The organism is Streptomyces sp. NPDC060049, assembly GCF_042736715.1.
Taxonomy (GTDB): Bacteria; Actinomycetota; Actinomycetes; order Streptomycetales; family Streptomycetaceae; genus Streptomyces.
Genome location: NZ_JBHWVV010000010.1, coordinates 1 through 17770 on the forward strand (window position 1 = coordinate 1; position 17770 = coordinate 17770).

Genomic DNA, 17770 nt, shown 5'->3' on the forward strand with positions numbered 1-17770 from the left:
CGCGAGGGCCCGCCCCGGTCGACCCGGGGCGGGCCCTCGCGCGTGCGGTGCCGGTGCCTAGCCCGCCAGGCAGGACGGGCCGAGCAGCACCTTGAGGTCGCCGAAGAGCGCGGGGTCGGGCTTGACCCGGTGCTTGTCGAGGCGCAGGACGGTGGTGGTGCGCGGCCCCTGGAGCTTGATCCGGACTTCGCTGTTGCCCTGGTGGTGGCGCAGGATCTCGCCGAGGCGGGTCACCATCGGCGGGGTGACCTTGACGGTCGGGATGGTGAGGACGACGGGGGCGTTGGTCCCGGCGGAGGACAGGTCGGGGACCATCATCTCCATGGCGACCAGCCGGGGGATGTCCTCGCGCTTGTCGAGGCGGCCCTTGACGAAGACGACGGTGTCCTCGACCAGCTGGGTGGAGACGAGCTGGTAGGTGGCGGGGAAGAACATGCACTCGATGGAGCCGGCCAGGTCCTCGACGGTGGCGATGGCCCAGGCGTTGCCCTGCTTGGTCATCTTGCGCTGGAGGCCGGAGATGATGCCGCCGATGGTGACGACGGCGCCGTCGGAGTGCTCGCCGCCGGTGAGCTGGGAGATGCCGGCGTCGGTCTTGTCGGAGAGGACGTGCTCCAGGCCGAAGAGCGGGTGGTCGGAGACGTAGAGGCCGAGCATCTCGCGCTCTTGGGCGAGCAGGTAGGACTTCTCCCACTCGACGTCGGAGAACTCGACGTCGAGGCCGAAGCCGGGCTCGTCGCTCGCGCTCTCGTCACCCATCGCGCCGAAGAGGTCGAACTGTCCCTCGGCCTCCTTGCGCTTGACGGCCACCACGTTGTCGATCATCGGCTCGTGGTGGGCGACCAGGCCCTTGCGGGTGTGGCCCATCTCGTCGAAGGCGCCGGCCTTGATCAGGGACTCGACGGTGCGCTTGTTGCAGACGACCGCCTCGACCTTGTCCAGGAAGTCGGGGAAGCTGGAGTACTTCCCCTTGGCCTTCCTGGCCTTGATGATCGACTCGACGACGTTCTGGCCGACGTTGCGCACGGCGGTGAGGCCGAAGAGGATCACGTCGTCGCCCTGGGCGGCGAAGTTGGGCTCCGACTCGTTCACGTTCGGCGGGAGCACCTTGATGCCCATGCGGCGGCACTCGTTCAGGTAGATCGCGGACTTGTCCTTGTCGTCCTTGACCGAGGTGAGCAGACCCGCCATGTACTCGGCCGGGAAGTTGGCCTTGAGGTAGGCGGTCCAGTAGGAGACCAGGCCGTACGCGGCCGAGTGGGCCTTGTTGAACGCGTAGCCGGCGAAGGGGACCAGGACGTCCCACAGCGCCTTGATCGCCTGGTCGCTGAAGCCCTTCTCCTTGGCTCCCGCCTCGAAGATGACGAAGTTCTTCGCCAGTTCCTCGGGCTTCTTCTTGCCCATCACGCGGCGCAGGATGTCGGCCTCGCCGAGCGAGTACCCGGCGATGATCTGGGCGGCCTTCTGGACCTGCTCCTGGTAGACGATCAGGCCGTAGGTGACCGCGAGCACCTCTTCGAGCGGCCCCTCCAGCTCCGGGTGGATCGGGGTGATCTCCTGCTGCTTGTTCTTGCGCAGGGCGTAGTTCGTGTGCGAGTTCATGCCCATCGGGCCCGGCCGGTACAGGGCCGAGACGGCGGAGATGTCCTCGAAGTTGTCGGGCTTCATCAGGCGCAGCAGGGAGCGCATGGGCCCGCCGTCGAACTGGAAGACGCCGAGGGTGTCGCCGCGGCCGAGCAGTTCGAAGGTCTTGGGGTCGTCGAGCGGCAGGCCCAGGAGATCGATGTCGATCCCCTTGTTGGCCTTCACCATCTTGACGGCGTCGTCCATGATCGTGAGGTTGCGCAGGCCGAGGAAGTCCATCTTCAGCAGGCCGAGCGACTCGCAGCTCGGGTAGTCCCACTGGGTGATGGTGACCCCGTCGGAGTGCCGGACCCAGACCGGCACGTGGTCGGTGATCGTCTCGCTGGACATGATCACCCCGGCCGCGTGCACGCCCATCTGGCGGACCAGGCCCTCCACGCCCCGGGCGGTGTCGATGACCTTCTTGACGTCCGGCTCGTTCTCGTACATCCCCCGGATCTCGCCGGCCTCGCCGTAGCGGGGGTGCTGCGGGTCGAGGATGCCGGAGAGCGGGATGCCCTTGCCGAGGACGTCGGCGGGCATCGCCTTGGTGAGCCGGTCGCCCATGGCGTACGGGTAGCCCAGGACGCGGGCGGAGTCCTTGATCGCGTTCTTGGCCTTGATGGTGCCGTAGGTGCCGATCATGGCGACCTTGTCGGCGCCGTACTTCTCGGTCACGTACCTGATCACCTCGACGCGCCTGCGCTCGTCGAAGTCGATGTCGACATCGGGCATGGAGACGCGCTCGGGGTTCAGGAAGCGCTCGAAGATCAGACCGTGGGTGATCGGGTCGAGGTCGGTGATGCCCATGGCGTAGGCGACGATCGAGCCGGCCGCGGAGCCTCGGCCCGGGCCCACCGCGATGCCCTGGTTCTTGGCCCACATGATGAAGTCGGCGACCACGAGGAAGTAGCCGGGGAAGCCCATCGAGATGATCGTGTCCATCTCGTACTCGGCCTGCTTCATCCGGTCGTCCGGGATGCCTCCCGGGTAGCGGCGGTGCATGCCGCGCATGGTCTCCTCGCGGAACCACGTGACCTCGGTGTAGCCGTCCGGGATGTCGAACTTCGGCATCAGGTTCCGGAACGCGAACATGCCCTCGGTGTCGACCTGCTCCGCGACCAGCCTCGTGTTGGCGCAGCCCTCCTGCCAGGCGTCCGAGGAGTCGATGGCGTACATCTCCTCCGTGGACTTCAGGTAGTAGCCGGTGCCGTCGAAGCGGAAGCGGTCGGGGTCCGAGAGGTTCTTGCCGGTCTGGATGCAGAGCAGGGCGTCGTGGGCGCCGGCCTCGCTCGCGTAGGTGTAGTGGGAGTCGTTCGTCACCAGCGGCGGGATGCCGAGCTTCTTGCCGATCTCCAGCAGGCCGTCGCGGACCCGGCGCTCGATCTCGATGCCGTGGTCCATCAGCTCCAGGAAGTACCGCCCCTTGCCGAAGATGTCCTGGTACTCGGAGGCGGCCTTGAGGGCCTCGTCGAACTGGCCGAGGCGCAGCCGGGTCTGGAGCTCGCCGGAGGGGCAGCCGGTGGAGGCGATCAGGCCCTCGGACCACTTGCTGATGGTCTCCTTGTCCATGCGGGGCCACTTGGTGAGCCAGCCCTCGGCGTAGGCGTCGGAGGACAGCCGGAAGAGGTTGTGCAGGCCGGTGGCGTTCGCCGCCCAGATCGTCTTGTGGGTGTAACCGCCGGAACCGGAGACGTCGTCGCGCTTCTGGTGCGGCTGGCCCCACTGGATGCGCCGCTTGTTGCGCCGCGACTCGGGGGCGACGTACGCCTCGATGCCGATGATCGGGGTGATTCCGGCCTTCTTGGCCGTGTGGAAGAAGTCGTAGGCCCCGTGCAGGTTGCCGTGGTCGGACATGGCGATGTGCGTCATGCCCATCTCGCCGCACGCGTTGAACATGTCCTTGAGCCGCGCGGCACCGTCCAGCAGGGAGTACTGGGTGTGGACGTGCAGGTGCGTGAACGGCGTCTTGGTCACGGTGGGGGCCTCCGGCGGGGAGAGAGGGGCGGCAGCTCTGAATCCTACGTCTCCCGGGTGACAGATCAGGGGCACCGACGGGTACGGTCATGCGTTGCACGACCATCGGCACGTACGACCCTTCGTGATCGAAAACGTGATCCACCCCGCGCCACCAGGAGGCACCCGCCATGGCGGTTCCCGAAACGACCGACGAGCAGCGCGCCGAGCAGATACTCGACGTGTTCGACATCGCGTTCGGTGAGCTGCTCACCGCCGACCCCGCCGCCTTCCAGGTCAAATTCCGGAAGATGGCGGCCTCCGCCTTCGCCTTCTACCGGGGCACGGCCTGCCTGTTCTACGCCGACCTGGAGCACGAGCGCCACGGCGGCCCCTACCTGGACGAGCGCACCGGCCGCGTGTGGATCCACGGCGACCTGCACGCCGAGAACTTCGGCACCTACATGGACGCGAACGGCCGCCTCGTCTTCAACGTCAACGACTTCGACGAGGCGTACGTGGGCCCCTTCACCTGGGACCTCAAGCGCTTCGCGGCCTCCATCGCCCTGATCGGCTACACCAAGGCGCTCAGCGACGAGCAGATCAGCGAGCTGGTGCGGATCTACGCGGCCGCCTACCGGGAGCGGGTGCACGCCCTGGCGACCGGTGCCGGGTACGAGGAGGTCCCCTCCTTCACCCTGGATACCGCCGAGGGCCCGCTGCTGGACGCCCTGCGCGACGCCCGCCGGCGCACCCGCTTCGGGCTCCTCGACTCGATGACCGAGATCCGCGATTTCGAGCGGCGCTTCGCCCCCGGCCCCGGGACCATCGAGCTGGACGCGGCCACCCGGTACAAGGTGCTCGCCGCCTTCGACGGGTACCTGGAGACCCTCCCCGACGAGTCCCTGGTCCGCCCGGACTCCTACCGGGTCAAGGACGTGGTGGGCCGCCGGGGCGTCGGGATCGGCTCGGCGGGGCTTCCCTCGTACAACATCCTGCTGGAGGGGCACAGCGACGCCCTGGAGAACGACGTCGTGATCTACCTCAAGCAGGCGCAGACCCCGGCCGTGTCCCGGCACGTCACCGACCTGTCGGTGCGCGAGTACTTCCGGCACGAGGGGCACCGCACGGTGATCTCCCAGCGCGCCCTCCAGGCGCACGCCGACCCGTGGCTCGGCTGGACGGAGCTGGACGGCACCGGGCAGCTCGTGGCGGAGGTCTCCCCGTACGCGGTGGATCTGGACTGGTCCGACCTGGACGACCCGCGGCAGATCGCGGCCGTGGTCGCGGACCTGGGCCGGGCGACGGCGACCATGCACGGCGCGGCGGACGAGCAGCAGAGCGGCCAGACGCTGGTGCCCTTCTCCACCGAGCGGGCCATCGACGCGGCCATCGCCGCCGACGAGAAGGGCTTCGCACAGCTGCTGGTGGACTTCGCCCACGCCTACGGGGCGCGGGCGCGCACCGACCACCAGATCTTCGTGGACCTCTTCCGCAACGGGCGGCTCACGCCGTAGCCGCGGGCCCGGCTCCCGGCCGCCCTTTTCGGGACCTGCGGCCCGCGTGCACAGGGAGTCATGGCACACTCGCGGCGATGGACATATCCGGGGTAGGGCTACGAGGGCTGCGGGCAGCGCTGTTCAGCGCGTTCGTCGTGCTGCTCTCGGCCGGCTCGCACGTCCTGATGTCCCGGACGCCGCTGCCGCCCGCCCTGGTGGGCGGCGCCTTCGCCGCCGTGTTCGCGATCGCCTACGCCCTGGCCGGGCGGGAGCGGGGCCTCGCCCCCATCGCCGGACTGCTCGTACCGCTGGAGCTGGCCGCCGACACCGCCTTCACCGCCGGCCAGCACCTCTGCTACGGGCCCGCCGGCGGACCGGTCTCGGGCCCGCTGCGCGCCCTGGGCCTGACCCACCTGTGCGGCGGCCCCCCGGTGGGCGGCCCGCTGGCCGCGTCGGGCGGGACGGCCGCCGGCCCGGCGGCACTGTCGGCCGCGTCCGGACCGTGGACGCCCTGGCTGCTGCTGGGCGCGCACGTCGTCGTCGGACTGCTCGCCTCGGTGTGGCTGCGGCACGGCGAGCGGGCGCTGGGCCGGCTGCTGGGCGCGGCGGCCGCCTGTGCCTTCCGGCCGCTGCTGCTGGCGTCGGCCAAGGTGGCGGCGGCCCTCGGCCCGGCTCCCCGGCGGACGCCCGGCCGGGCGTCGTCCACGCGGGCCCGCACCCGCTTCCCGGCACATTCCGTGGGACGGCGGGGACCCCCTCGCGTACTCGGCGCGCTCGCTCGCGCCTGACGTACGCAGGCAGTCCCCCATCCATCCGGCTTCCGCCGGAGCCACACCCCACGGAGATCACGATGAGCGCACGCAACAGCCAGGCGAACAAGGCGGCGGCCCGCGAGAAGCTGCGCGCCGAGCGCGAGAAGCAGGCCAAGAAGGCCAAGGCCCGCCGCCAGGTGCTCGTGGCCGGCGGTGTAGTGGCCGCCCTCGCCCTGGCCGGCGGCGTCGGCTACCTGGTCGTGCGGGCGAACGAGCCCGGCGAGTGGGACAAGGCCAAGGACGCCGCCCTGGTCGCGCCGAAGAACACCTCGGGCGAGAACGGCACGACCGTGACCGTCGGCAAGGCCGACGCCAAGAAGACACTGGAGATGTACGAGGACGCGCGCTGCCCGGTCTGCGCGACCTTCGAGCAGACCGTCGGCCCGCAGGTCAAGAAGGACCTCGACGCGGGCAAGTACAAGATCCAGTTCATCGGCGCCACCTTCATCGACAAGGGCATCCCCGGCAGCGGCTCCAAGAACGCCCTGAGCGCGCTGGGCGCGGCCCTCAACGTCAGCCCCGAGGCCTTCCTCGAGTACAAGACGGCCCTCTACTCCGCGGCGAACCACCCGGAGGAGAAGGACGACAAGTTCGCCAAGGACGACTACCTGCTGACGGTCGCGGACCAGGTGCCGGCGCTCAAGGACAACGCCGAGTTCAAGAAGGCCGTCGAGGACGGCACCTACAACCGGTGGGCCCTGGAGATGTCCAAGACCTTCGACAAGAGCGGTGTGACGGGCACGCCGACGCTGAAGATCGACGGCAAGAAGATCGACCCGCTGCCGCAGTCCCCGGAGGCGTTCACGACGGCGGTCGACAAGGCACTGGCCGGCTGACGCTCCACCCGGCCGGCCCCTCGGCCGGCCCCTCGGCCGAAAGTCATCGGCCGAACCCCATCGGTCACAGCGCACGGGCGGGCGAACTCTCGGAGTTCGCCCGCCCGTTGCTTTCCCAGGGCTGTTCCGGAGCTCATACCCGTCGGTAATATGATGATCCGTGACCAGTCAACTCTCCCCTTCCGCAACCGAATCGGCGTCCGCGCCGACTCCGCGCCGCCGCACCGTCGTGCTGGCCGCGGCGGCCACCGCAGCGCTCGCCCCCATGGCCGCGCTGGCCGCCACCCCCGCGCACGCCGCCACGAGCGCCGACGCCCCCTCCTTCGCGCACGGCGTCGCCTCGGGCGACCCGCTGCCCGACGGGATCCTGCTGTGGACCCGCGTCACCCCGACCCCCGACGCCGTGCCGGGCTCCGGCGCGGGACCGGCCCTCCAGGTGGGCTGGGAGATCGCCGAGGACAAGGCCTTCTCCCGGATCGTCGCCGGCGGCTCCGTCGCCACGAGCGCCGCCCGCGACCACACCGTCAAGGCCGACGTGCGCGGCCTGCGGCCGCAGACCACCTACTGGTACCGGTTCACGGCCGGCGCCGCGGTCTCCCCGGTCGGGCGGACCCGTACCGCCCCCGCCGCCGAGACGACGACCCCCGGGGTCCGCTTCGGCGTGGTCTCCTGCGCCAACTGGGAGTCGGGCTACTTCTCCGCGTACCGCCACCTGGCCGCGCGGGGCGACCTCGACGCGGTCCTGCACCTGGGCGACTACATCTACGAGTACCAGACCGGCGGCTACCCCGAGGCCAAGTACGTCGTGCGCCGGCACGAGCCGGAGCACGAGATCCTCACCCTGGCCGATTACCGCACCCGCCACGGCAAGTACAAGACGGACGCCGACCTCCAGGCCCTGCACCTGGCCCACCCGGTCATCGCCATCTGGGACGACCACGAGATAGCCAACGACACCTGGTCCGGCGGCGCGGAGAACCACGATCCGGCCACCGAGGGCGACTTCGCGGCCCGCGCGGCCGCCGCCCGCCAGGCGTACTTCGAGTGGATGCCCGTCCGCACGTCCACCGAGGGCACCGTCTACCGCAGGCTGCGCTTCGGCACCCTCGCCGACCTGCACCTGCTGGACCTGCGCAGTTTCCGCTCGCAGCAGGCGGGCATCGGCAGCGGCGAGGTGGACGACCCGGAGCGCACCCTCACCGGCCGGGCGCAGTTGGACTGGCTGAAGGCGGGGCTGGCGGGCTCGCAGGCGACCTGGAAGCTGGTGGGCACCTCGGTGATGATCTCGCCGGTGGCCTTCGGCTCCCTGCCCGCGCACCTGCTGGAACCGCTCGCGGAGCTGCTCGGCCTGCCCAAGGGGGGCCTCGCGATCAACGTGGACCAGTGGGACGGCTACACGGACGACCGGCGGGAGCTGCTGGGCCACCTGGCGGACCGGTCCGTCCGCAACACCGTGTTCCTGACCGGTGACATCCACATGGCGTGGGCGAACGACGTCCCCGTGACGGCGGCCACCTACCCGTGGTCGCGTTCGGCGGGCGTGGAGTTCGTGGTGACCTCGGTGACCTCCGACAACATCGACGACCTCCTGCACGTCCCGGCGGACACCGCCTCGCTCGTCGCCGAAACGGCCATCAAGGCGGCCAACCGGCACGTGAAGTGGCTGGACATGGACTCCCACGGGTACGGCGTTCTGGACGTGACGGCCGAGCGGTCCCAGATGGACTACTACACGGTCTCCGACAAGCGGCGCCAGGACGCCACGGCCGCCTGGCAGCGCTCGTACCGGACGCTGAACGGGACCCAGAAGGTGGAACGGGCCGACCGACCGGTTCGCTGACAGACCGTCAAATTTACTGTTCGAGGGGGTGTCTGGTGCAGACCAGGCGCCCCTTCAGCCCCAGAAGCAACAAATCTTTTACGTAAGACACTTGACCTGTTTATGACATGCCCACGTAAGCTTCGCGCCAGTCGTAGGGAAGATCCCTCACGGCATACCCCCCCACTCGCGAGGAGCACACGTGCGCGCTCTTGCCCGCATATCCCCCCTTCTCCGCCGCCGCCTCATGGGTACGGCCGTGCTGGCCGGAACCCTGGCCTTCACCCCCCTCGCCGCCCCCACCACCTTCGCCGCCGCCAAGACCGGCGCCGAGGTGTGCGCCGAGGACGCCGGAGCGGCCAACGCCCGCGTGGCGCGCCCGAAGGACCAGCACGCGGCCGAGCCCAACGAGGTCACCGAGGCCCAGTCCAAGGCCATGGACGCCGACCTCAAGGCGAAGCTGGACAAGGCCTCGAAGGAGCCGCGCAGCCTGCGCGTCGCCGAAGCCGTCACGAACATCCCCGTGTACTTCCACGTCATCCACTCCGGCACCACCGGAAAGCTGACGTCCACCGACATCAGCAAGCAGCTGGCGGTCCTCAACGCGGCCTACGCCGGCCAGGGCACCGGAAACGTCGACACGACCTACCAGTTCACCCTGGCGGCGACCGACTACACGGACAACGCGAGCTGGTACAACCTGGCCTCCGGCTCCACGGCCGAGAAGACCATGAAGAACACGCTGCGCAAGGGCGGCCCCGAAGCCCTCAACTTCTACACCGCCAACCTCTCCGGCGGGCTGCTGGGCTGGGCCACCTTCCCCAGCTCCTACGCCTCGCAGCCGAAGATGGACGGCGTGGTCGTCCTGGACACCTCGCTGCCGGGCGGCTCCGCCGCCAACTACAACGAGGGCGACACCGCGACCCACGAGGTCGGCCACTGGATGGGGCTCTACCACACCTTCCAGGGCGGCTGCAACGGCAGCGGCGACTCCGTCTCGGACACCCCGGCCGAGAAGAGCGCGGCCTTCGAGTGCCCGACCGGACGTGACAGCTGCGCCAGCAAGGCGGGCGTCGACCCGATCCACAACTTCATGGACTACACGTACGACTCCTGCATGTACCAGTTCACCGCGGGCCAGGTGACCCGCATGAAGAGCATGTGGACGGCGTACCGCGCCTGACGCTCCGCAGCCCGAGCGCCGCAGCCGCAGGCGCCGCAGCGCCGACACGCTGAAGCGCACATGACGATGGGGCCCCACACCCGTGGGGCCCCATCCGCGTCCGTCCTACAGGCTGTCGAGGAAGCCGAGGGCGACCGTCCAGGCCTGCTCGGCGGCCTCGGCGTCGTAATCGTCCAACCCCGGGTCGGTGAACAGGTGCCCGGCCCCCGGGTAACTGTGGACCTCGACGTCCGCCCCCGCCCGCCGCATCCGCAGGTACCAGGCCGTCAGCCAGTCGTGCGGCTCGAAGGGGTCCGGATCCGCGACGTGCAGCTGCACCGGCAGCTCGTCGACCGAGACGCCGTCCTCCAGGTCGGCCGTCCCGTGCAGGAGCAGCAGCCCGCGCGCCTTCTCGTCGGCGAGCGCCAAGTGCTGGGCGATCGAGCCGCCGAAGGAGAAGCCTGCGTAGACCAGCCCCTGGTCCGAGTAGGGGGCCGAAGCCAGGACCGCGCGCTTGAGCAGCTCGTCACGGCCGATCTCGTCCCGGTGGGCCATGCCCTCCTCGACGGTCTCGAAGGTGCGTCCCTCGAAGAGGTCCGGCACCTGGACCTCGTGTCCGGCCGCGCGCAGCCGGTCGGCCGCCTCCCGCACCGCGGGCCGCAGCCCGTAGGTCGAATGGAAAAGCATGATGTTCATTCCTCCATCGTGCCAGCTCCCCAGGACGCCATCCGGCTACGGTTGGCGTCCATGGACACGGACTCGCTCCTGCGGCCGGTCGCGGCCGTCGTCGGCACCCTGGCCGTCACCCTGCTCGCCGGATGGCTCCTCGACCTGCTCCTGCGCCGCGCCGACGCCGTGCACGGCGAGACCCCGCTGTGGGGACTGCTGCGCCACTGCCGCCCCCCGTTCATGCTGGTCCTGGCGGCCTCACTGCTCCTGGGCGTGCGCCGCCGCGCGGACGCCACGAGCCACGTACTGACCCTCGTGCTGATCGCCGCGGCCGCCTGGCTGCTGGTTCGGATCGTCACGGCGATCGTGGATTCCACCTACGCCCGCTACGCCGCCGACAGCCCGGACGACGCGCGGGTCCGCCGGGTCCGCACCCAGGTCACACTGATCCAGCGGGTCGCCACCGCGGCCGTCATCGTGGTGGCCGTCGGGGCGATGCTGCTCACGTTCCCGCAGATGCGGACGGTCGGCACCTCGATGCTGGCCTCGGCGGGCATCCTCGGCATCGTGGCGGGCATCGCGGCCCAGTCCTCGCTGGGCAACCTCTTCGCCGGGCTCCAGATCGTCTTCGGCGACACCGTCCGCATCGGGGACACCGTGGTCGTGGACAAGGAGTGGGGCACCGTGGAGGAGATCACCCTGACCTTCCTCACCGTCCGCACCTGGGACGAGCGCCGGATCACGATGCCGGTGTCGTATTTCACAGGAAAGCCCTACGAGAACTGGTCGCGCGGGGGCGCGCAGATGACGGGCACCGTGTTCTGGCACCTGGACCACAGCGCTCCGGTGGACCTGATGCGCGAGGAGCTCCGGCGGATCCTGCCGGACATACCGGAGTGGGACGGCCGCACGGGCTCCCTCGCCGTCACGGACACCACCCCGCACACCATCCTGGTCCGCGCCGTGGTCACGGCGAAGGACGGCGACGACATCTGGACGGTGCGCTGCGCGGTCCGTGAACGCCTGATCACCTGGCTCGTCACCCACCACCCGTACGCCCTCCCCCACATACCGACCACCGAGGCACCCCCGCGACCGTGAGCGTCAGCCCCGAGAGCCCCGCAGGGCACGCACTCACCCGGTGGCCCCGAACGTCAGCCGGAACATCGCGCCCCCGCCCGGAGCGGCTTCGGCCGTCAGCTCGGCCCCGTGGGCCCGCGCGATCTGCCGCGCCATCGCCAGCCCCAGCCCGGACCCCGGCAGGGCCCGCGCCGCCCCCGCCCGGTAGAACCGGTCGAAGACGTACGGAAGGTCGCCCTCCGCGATCCCCGGTCCGTGGTCCCGGACCGTCACCTCGGCCCGGCCGCCGCCCAGTACCGTCAGCCCCACCTCCACCTCGGCCCCGGACCCCGGGCTGAACTTCGCCGCGTTGTCCAGCAGGTTCCCCAGCAGCCGGCTCAGCCGCGCCGGCACCCCCGCCACCACCGCTTCCTCCCGCGCCCACACCCGGAACTCCACCCCGGGCCAGTGCGCCCGCGCGGCCCCCACGCAGTGCTCGACCAGGGGTGCCAGCCGCACCTGCTCCACCAGCAGCCGCGGCTCCTCGTCCCGGGCCAGCTCGATCAGGTCGTTGACCAGGCCCGTCACCTCCCGCAGCTGGCGCCCGAGCGCCAGCGAGGCCCGCTCGCGCTGCTCGGCCGTCAGCCGCTCGCCCCGCGCCAGCAGCTCGGCGTTCGTCCGCAGTGCCGTCAGCGGTGTCCGCAGCTCGTGCGAGGCGTCCGCGACCAGCCTGCGCTGCGCGGTCACGGACTGCTCCAGCTCGCCGAGCATGGTGTTGAAGCTTCCGGCGAGCCGGGTGACCTCGTCCTCCGCTCCCCGCCCGGGACCCGGCGGCGGCAGCTCGATCCGGTGCCGGGGATCCCGCGTCGCCGCGATCCGCTCGGCGGTGGCCGTGAGGCGGGTGACCGGTGCCAGGCCGGTCCGCGCGACCCAGTAGCCGAGCAGCGCGGCCATCAGCATGCCGGCCGCCGCCGTCAGCGCCAGCCACCAGGCGGCCTCCTCCAAGGCGTCCTCCACGCTGTCCGCCCGCAACGCCACCTGCAGCGCCCGCCCCTTGGTGTAGTCGGTGGTCAGCATCCGCGCCGGGTGCCCCGCGTGCACGATGCTGGTGTAGTAGGGGGCTCTCTTGCCCGCCGCGACGGCCCGTGCGGCGGGGGCCACCGGCAGGAGGAAGGGCTCCGCGGGGTCGTTCGCCGGATCGGCCGGCACCACCTCCGCGCAGGCGGGCGCCGCCAGGAAACGGCACTCCCCGCTCAGGGTCCCGGGCCCGGAGTCGGGGTTGCGCTGGGCGGCGAGGCGGGCCGACTGGGTGAGGTTGAGGTCGAGCTGGCGGTACAGCGCGTCCCGCACGACGAAGAAGGCCGCCGCGCACACGCCGACCGCGACCAGCGCGACGGCAGCCGTGGCCGCGAGCGCGAGCCGGGTCCGCAGCGGCCGTCTGCGCCGCCACGGCGCCGCGAGCATGCGCCCGCCCCCGGCCCGAGCACCGCCCGGGCCCCCCGCGTCCCCCGCCTCCCCCGCCTCCCCCACGTCCCCCGCGCCGCTCACGCGGTGTCCAGCCGGTAGCCGACGCCGTGCACGGTGTGCACCAGCCGGGGCTCGCCGCCGGCTTCCAGCTTCCGCCGCAGGTAGCCGACGTAGACGGCCAGCGAGTTGGAGTCCGGACCGAAGTCCCGCCCCCACACCAGTTCCAGGACGAGCTCACGCGGCAGCACCTGTCCGGGGTGGCGCATGAGCAGTTCGAGGAGGGCCGCCTCGGTGCGGCTGAACTCCAGCGGCCTCCCGCCGCGCCGCCCGGTGCGGGTCTCCGGGTCGAGGACGAGGTCCCCGTAGGAGAGTTCGGGCGCGGACCCGGCCGGTTCGGGGGCGGCCCGCCGCAGGAGGGCCCGTACCCTCGCCACGAGCTCGTCGAGCGCGAACGGCTTGACCAGATAGTCGTCCGCCCCGGCCTCCAGTCCGTCGACCCTGTCGCTGACCGCGTCGAGGGCGGTCAGTACGAGTACGGGCGTACGGTCGCCCACCGCGCGGAGCCGCCGGCAGACACCGAGCCCGTCCAGCACCGGCATCATCACGTCGAGGACCACCGCGTCGGGCTGCCAGAGCGCCACCTCGGACAGCGCGGCCAGTCCGTCGGCCGCGCCGCGCACCTCGTACCCCTCGACGGCGAGGCCGTCCTCGACGGCGGCCCGCACCTCGGGCTCGTCGTCCACCACCAGAATCCGCTGCATGCCGCAAAGCCTGCCAAATGGTTCGGCGGGAACCTCTTAGAACCTTCTTAGGACGCACCGCGAGTGTGCGTCCATGACCACCTCACCCACACCCTCACCGCTTTCCGTCGTGATCGGCGCGGGCGGCACCGGCGGCCACATCTACCCGGGACTGGCGCTGGCCGAGGCGCTGCGCGCCGCGGTGCCCGGCGCCGTGGTCTCGTTCATCGGGACCGAACGCGGCCTGGAGACCGAGCTGATCCCGGCCGCCGGCTACCGGCTGCACACCGTCGACATGATCCCCTTCGACCCGGCGCTGGGCGCGGCCCGCTATCTGCTCCCGGCGGCACTGCTGCGCTCGGCGGGTCAGGCGCGGGCCGTGATCCGGGCGCAGGGCGCACACGTGGCCGTCGGCATGGGCGGCTACCCGAGCGCGCCCGCCGTGCTCGGGGCCAGGATGGCCGGGCTGCCCGCGGTGATCCACGAGTCCAACGCGGTGCCGGGGCGGGCCAACCGCTTCGCGGCCCGTCTCACCCCGCACATGGCGGTGGCCTTCGACCGCAGCCGGCCCCACCTGGCGGGCGGGGCGCGGGCGCTGACCACGGGAATGCCGATCTCGGCGGCGCTGTCGCGGCTCGCGGTCCTGCCCGCCCGTGACCGTACGGTGCTGCGCGCCGAGGCGCGGCGGGAGCTCGGGGTGCCGCACGGGCGGCGGCTGGTGGTGTTCAACGGCGGCAGCCTGGGCGCCGTCCGCCTCACGGAGGCCGCGGCCGGCATGGCCGCGGCCTGGCAGGCACGGGACGACGTCCAGCTGCTGATCAAGACGGGTCCCGCCGTACTGGCGGACACGGTGGCACGGCTGGCGGCGTCGGGCGGGCAGCGGATCGCGCGGGCCGTGCCCTACCTCGACCGGATGGACCTGGTCTACGCGGCCGCCGACCTGGTGGTGTGCCGCGCGGGCTCGGCGACGGTGGCCGAGCTCGCCGCCACGGGCGTCCCGGCCGTGCTCGTCCCCTACCCGCACGCCCCGGGCGACCACCAGACCCACAACGCGCGGGTGCTGTCCGACGCGGGTGCCGGGCTGCTGCTGCCCGACGAGGACGCGACGGCCGACGGCCTCGCCGCGTTGCTCGCCCCACTGCTCGCGGATCCGGCGGCCCTCGCCGCGATGGCCGGCGCCGCCGACCCGGGCCCGCACGCGCGGGCCGCCGAACTCCTGGCGGCGCAGGTGCTGGGCGTCGCCGGCTTCCCCTCCTTCTCCCCCACTCACATGGAGTCCGTATGACCACGCCCCTGTCCACGCCCCTGTCCGTGCCCGGCCGCGCCTCCCTGCCCGCCGACTGGACGGGCCGCACGGTGCTCGTCACCGGCGCCGAGGGGTTCATCGGCTCCACCCTCGTCGACCTGCTGGTGGAGCGGGGCGCGAAGGTGCGCGCCTTCGTGCACTACAAGCCGTACGCGGAGAAGGGCCACCTGGCCCGGTACCTGGCGGGCCCGGCCGGCGCCGACGCCCCGGTCGAGATGTGGGCGGGCGACATCCGCGACGCGGGCCGCGTGAGCGACGCCGTGGCCGGCTGCGACACGGTCTTCCACCTGGCGGCGCTGATCGGGATCCCGTACAGCTACGCGTCGCCCGGCGCGTACGTCCAGACCAATGTCACCGGCACCGAGAACATGGCGGAGGCCTGCCGCCGCCACGGGGTGCGCCGCCTCGTGCACACCTCCACCAGCGAGGTCTACGGGACCGCCCTGACGGCCCCGATCTCCGAGAGCCACCCGCTCCAGCCGCAGTCCCCGTACTCCGCGTCGAAGATCGGCGCGGACATGATGGCGCTGTCGTTCCACCACGCCTTCGAGCTGCCGGTGACGGTGGTCCGGCCGTTCAACACCTACGGCCCCCGCCAGTCTGCGCGCGCGGTCATCCCCACGATCCTCGCCCAACTGCACTCGGGCGCCCGCGAGGTCCGCCTGGGCTCCCTGACCCCCACCCGGGACTTCACGTACGTGACGGACACGGCCGCGGGCTTCCTGGCGGTCGCGGAGTGCGACCGGGCGCTGGGCGAGGTGGTCAACCTCGGCGCCGGCGAGGAGATCTCCATCGGCGACCTGGCCCGGGCACTGGTCGCCGCGTCGGGCCGGGACGCGGAGATCGTCGTGGACCCGACCCGGCTGCGGCCCTCGGGCAGTGAGGTCCAGCGACTGCTGTCGGACAACACGCGCGCCCGCGAGTGGGCCGGCTGGAAGCCCGAGGTCTCCCTCCGCGAGGGCCTGACCCGCACCTCGGACTGGATAGCGTCCCACCTCCACCTCTTCGCCCCGGACCGGTACCAGGTATAGGGGCAGGCGGGCCCGGGGCTACGGGTTGCGCAGGCTGCGGACGTCCAAGTGACGGAGCACCCGGTCGACGAGCCGCTCCTCCCCACGCGCCACTCGCACCACTCGGCGCCAGGGCGCCTCACGGGCTTCGCGCCGCTGCGCCGGACTCCGTCCGGCGACGGCCCAGAGGACCTACGGGTTGCGCAGGCTGCGGACGTCCAAGTGACGGAGCACCCGGTCGACGATCTCCGGATCGGCGCCGGGTTCGCTCCGGGCGGCCAGTACCTCGTGGCGGGCGGCGGACATCATCTCCCGCTGGATGCGCTGCACGTCGCGGATCCGCTCCACCCGCTTCGCGTAGGCCTCGCGCCGTTCCTCGTCGACCATGTCGGGGCTGATCCTCGCCCCCACGTCGTACGCCCGCCGGTAGAGCGTCTCCACCAGGTCCTCGGGGAGGTCCTCCTCCTCCTCGATCTCCTTCAGCCGCCGCTTGGCGGCCTTGGCGGCGCGGATCGCCAGGGTCCGCGCGATCTCCGCCTCCGCGTCGGGGTCGGCCTCCACGCCGAGCCTGCGGACCAGCCACGGCAGGGTCAGCCCTTGGACCACCAGGGTCACCATGATCACGGCGAAGGCGATGAAGATGATCTGGTCCCGGCCGGGGAACTCCTCGCCGGCGTCCGTCCGGAGCGGGATCGCCAGGGCCAGCGCCACCGAGGCCACCCCCCGCATCCCCGCCCACCACATCACCACGGACTCCCGCCAGCTCAGCGGGATCTCCTCGTCGTAGTCGCGCCGCGAGTGCAGCCGTTTCGCCAGCCAGCCGGCGGGCAGCAGCCACACCAGCCGTACGCCGATCACCACCGCGACCACGGCCGCCGCCCATCCGGCCATCTCCCACTCCCGGCCGCGGGCGACGCCGAACACGTTGTGCAGCTCCAGCCCGATCAGGCCGAACGCGACGCCCGTGACCAGCATGTCGACGACTTCCCAGAAGGTGTGCCCGGCCAGCCGGCCCAGCACGTCGTCGGCGTCGCTCGCGTACTCGGCGAGGTACAGCGCCGTGGTCAGCACGGCCAGCACCCCCGACCCCTGGAACTCCTCGGCCAGGACGTAGGAAACGAACGGCACCAGCAGCGTCAGCCCGATCTGGAGCGTGGCGTCGTCGAGCCGCCCCATGAGCCGGTGGGCGGCCCAGCCCAGCGCGAGCCCGACGACCACGGCGACGACGGCGGAGAGCACGAACTCCCCGAGCGCGTCGGGCCACGAGAAGCTCCCGCTCACGACGGCGCCGACGGCCACGTGGTAGAGCACGATGGCGGTGACGTCGTTGAAGAGTCCCTCGCCCTCCAGGATCGACACCATCCGCCGGGGCATCCCGAGCGACCCGGCCACGGCCGTGGCGGCGACGGGGTCGGGCGGCGCGACGAGCGCGCCCAGGGCCACGGCCGCAGCGATCGGCAGCCCGGGTACGACGGCGTTCGCCACGGCGGCGACCGCGGCGGTGGTCACGAACACGAGCGCGACGGCCAGCAGCAGGATGGGCCGCACGTTGGCGGCGAACTGGCGCCAGGAGGTCCGCTGCACGGAGGCGTAGAGCAGCGGGGGCAGCACGAGCGGCAGGATGTACTCGGGTGCGACGTCGACGTTGGGCACGGCGGGCACCAGCGCGAGCACCACCCCGCCGAGCGTCATCAGCACCGGCGCGGGCAGCCCCAGCCGGTTCCCGAGCGGCACGGTCACCACGGCCCCGAGCAACAACACGAACAACAGAGCTAGCTGGTCCACCCGCTCACCCTGTCACCCTCGGGCCCG

At 71.7% G+C, this 17770-nt stretch carries 13 protein-coding genes; 8 read left to right on the forward strand and 5 right to left on the reverse strand.

The window, feature by feature from the left end:
* Positions 1 to 57 precede the first annotated feature (57 nt).
* Positions 58 to 3600: a DNA polymerase III subunit alpha gene (gene dnaE / locus ACFWBY_RS19760; protein ID WP_385409678.1), complete on the reverse strand. Its 3543-nt coding sequence runs from the start codon at positions 3598 to 3600 to the stop codon at positions 58 to 60.
* A gap of 170 nt (positions 3601 to 3770) precedes the next feature.
* On the opposite strand from dnaE, the gene ACFWBY_RS19765 reads away from it, so the two are divergent.
* The 5 genes from ACFWBY_RS19765 to ACFWBY_RS19785 all read left to right on the forward strand — a co-directional run bounded on the left by ACFWBY_RS19765 (position 3771) and on the right by ACFWBY_RS19785 (position 9728).
* Complete coding sequence (locus ACFWBY_RS19765; protein WP_385336351.1) at positions 3771 to 5096, forward strand: DUF2252 domain-containing protein; 1326 nt, start codon at positions 3771 to 3773, stop codon at positions 5094 to 5096.
* 77 nt (positions 5097 to 5173) lie between these two features.
* Complete coding sequence (locus tag ACFWBY_RS19770; protein WP_385336352.1) at positions 5174 to 5866, forward strand: hypothetical protein; 693 nt, start codon at positions 5174 to 5176, stop codon at positions 5864 to 5866.
* 62 nt (positions 5867 to 5928) lie between these two features.
* Positions 5929 to 6726: a DsbA family protein gene (locus ACFWBY_RS19775; protein WP_385336353.1), complete on the forward strand. Its 798-nt coding sequence runs from the start codon at positions 5929 to 5931 to the stop codon at positions 6724 to 6726.
* Between the two features lie 160 nt (positions 6727 to 6886).
* A complete protein-coding gene (locus tag ACFWBY_RS19780) occupies positions 6887 to 8566 on the forward strand; it encodes an alkaline phosphatase D family protein (RefSeq protein ID WP_385336354.1) in 1680 nt (559 codons plus the stop codon).
* Positions 8567 to 8792: 226 nt separating this feature from the next.
* Positions 8793 to 9728 (forward strand): zinc metalloprotease, encoded by a 936-nt coding sequence (locus tag ACFWBY_RS19785; RefSeq protein ID WP_385336475.1) that lies wholly within the window; start codon positions 8793 to 8795, stop codon positions 9726 to 9728.
* A gap of 105 nt (positions 9729 to 9833) precedes the next feature.
* Here ACFWBY_RS19785 and ACFWBY_RS19790 read toward each other — a convergent pair whose 3' ends face one another.
* Complete coding sequence (locus ACFWBY_RS19790; RefSeq protein WP_385336356.1) at positions 9834 to 10403, reverse strand: dienelactone hydrolase family protein; 570 nt, start codon at positions 10401 to 10403, stop codon at positions 9834 to 9836.
* A gap of 51 nt (positions 10404 to 10454) precedes the next feature.
* Here ACFWBY_RS19790 and ACFWBY_RS19795 point away from each other — a divergent pair, with 51 nt between their 5' ends.
* The gene (locus tag ACFWBY_RS19795) at positions 10455 to 11477 is read left to right on the forward strand and encodes a mechanosensitive ion channel family protein (protein WP_385336358.1); all 1023 of its coding nucleotides are present in this window, start codon (positions 10455 to 10457) and stop codon (positions 11475 to 11477) included.
* Positions 11478 to 11510: 33 nt separating this feature from the next.
* On the opposite strand, the gene ACFWBY_RS19800 is transcribed toward ACFWBY_RS19795, so the two are convergent.
* Both ACFWBY_RS19800 and ACFWBY_RS19805 read right to left on the reverse strand, forming a co-directional pair.
* A complete protein-coding gene (locus ACFWBY_RS19800; protein WP_385336360.1) occupies positions 11511 to 12899 on the reverse strand; it encodes a sensor histidine kinase in 1389 nt (462 codons plus the stop codon).
* 80 nt (positions 12900 to 12979) lie between these two features.
* Positions 12980 to 13663 (reverse strand): response regulator transcription factor, encoded by a 684-nt coding sequence (locus tag ACFWBY_RS19805; protein WP_385336362.1) that lies wholly within the window; start codon positions 13661 to 13663, stop codon positions 12980 to 12982.
* A 73-nt stretch (positions 13664 to 13736) separates the two neighbouring features.
* Here ACFWBY_RS19805 and ACFWBY_RS19810 point away from each other — a divergent pair, with 73 nt between their 5' ends.
* Both ACFWBY_RS19810 and ACFWBY_RS19815 read left to right on the forward strand, forming a co-directional pair.
* A complete protein-coding gene (locus ACFWBY_RS19810; RefSeq protein ID WP_385336364.1) occupies positions 13737 to 14927 on the forward strand; it encodes a glycosyltransferase in 1191 nt (396 codons plus the stop codon).
* Positions 14924 to 15979 (forward strand): GDP-mannose 4,6-dehydratase, encoded by a 1056-nt coding sequence (locus tag ACFWBY_RS19815; protein WP_385336366.1) that lies wholly within the window; start codon positions 14924 to 14926, stop codon positions 15977 to 15979. Before ACFWBY_RS19810 ends, ACFWBY_RS19815 begins: the two co-directional genes overlap by 4 nt.
* A gap of 171 nt (positions 15980 to 16150) precedes the next feature.
* Here ACFWBY_RS19815 and ACFWBY_RS19820 read toward each other — a convergent pair whose 3' ends face one another.
* Positions 16151 to 17743 carry a Na+/H+ antiporter gene (locus ACFWBY_RS19820; RefSeq protein ID WP_385336368.1) on the reverse strand — a complete coding sequence of 531 codons (1593 nt, stop codon included), beginning with the start codon at positions 17741 to 17743 and terminating at the stop codon, positions 16151 to 16153.
* Positions 17744 to 17770: the final 27 nt, after the last annotated feature.